General features: G+C 64.2%; 1 protein-coding gene. It reads left to right on the top strand.

The annotated features are described in order from the left end of the window. Nucleotides 1-185: 185 nt before the first annotated feature. Entirely contained in the window at nucleotides 186-779 is a 594-nt protein-coding gene (locus ACFVSI_RS22095; protein ID WP_387828625.1) for an HhH-GPD-type base excision DNA repair protein, read from the top strand. Nucleotides 780-1,057 lie beyond the last annotated feature (278 nt).

The raw sequence follows: 1,057 nt of genomic DNA, 5'->3' as shown, positions 1-1,057 counted from the left end.
TACCGAACCGTACACACCTTCCGGCTTTCCGTTTCGCACCCGGCGACTCAGAAAACAATACACGCCCCACAACCCCAACGCAAATCCACCACCCACCACCCCCACACCAACCCCCAAAACCCCACCAAACCGCCGTCGAACATCACCACAACACCGCCGTGACGGAGCCACCCACCGGTGGGAGGATGGGACGCATGGAACTGCATATCACCGGCGATGCCGCCGCGGACCAACTGCTCAGCGAAGACGCGTTCGCCCTGCTGACGGGCATGCTGCTCGATCAACAGGTCACCATGGAATCAGCGTTTGCCGGCCCGGAAAAGATCCGCACCCGTCTTGGGAGCCTGAAACCGCGCATTGTCGCGGAACAGGATCCGGCCGGCTTTGTGGAACTGTTCAAGGAGCGGCCGGCCGTGCACCGCTTTCCCGGCTCCATGGCAGGGAGGGTCCAAGCCCTCGCGGCCACGGTGGACAGCGACTGGGACGGGGACGCATCCGCAATCTGGACGAAGGGAAACCCCGACGGCCCCGAGGTACTCCGTCGGCTCCAGGCCCTGCCAGGCTATGGGGAGCAGAAGGCCAAGATCTTCCTCGCCTTGCTGGGCAAGCAGTGCGGCCTGAAAGCTACGGGATGGCGGGAAGCCGCCGGCCACTACGGGGAAGAAGGCTCCTATCTCTCCGTAGCCGATATCGTGGACCCGGAGTCCCTGGCGAAAGTGCGTGCCAGCAAGCAGGCAGCAAAGGCTGCCGCCAAAGCAGCGAAGGCGCCGGCCTCCTGACCAGGCTCCAACCAGCCCCCACAGGGTTTCCCTCTCAGCCCGCCTCGGGCGGCCAGCCCCCTCCCGCGCCGGCGCACTGCTTTGTTGCCGTGCAGCGCAGGCGTTCAGCTGATCGGGCGCTAAGAACAAAAGTTAAAGACCAAAGGCCCCAACCGTCGTGGTTGGGGCCTTCAGTGTTGGTGAGTTGTTTAAGTGTGGGAGACCCCCCAACCGTGGGTTGGGGGGTCTCGACCTAATGGTTGTCCGGCGGTGTCCTACTCTCCCACACCCTCCCGGGT

It is taken from the genome of Paenarthrobacter sp. NPDC057981 (assembly GCF_042886835.1).
Taxonomy (GTDB): domain Bacteria; phylum Actinomycetota; class Actinomycetes; order Actinomycetales; family Micrococcaceae; genus Arthrobacter.
The sequence above is the reverse complement of the archived record's forward strand: the minus strand, read 5'-3'. Positions and strand labels throughout refer to the sequence as shown.

Coding starts and splice junctions, on each gene's coding strand:
- ACFVSI_RS22095 (WP_387828625.1), top strand. CDS start 186: ATGGGACGCATGGAACTGCATATCACCGGCGATGCCGCCGCGGACCAA.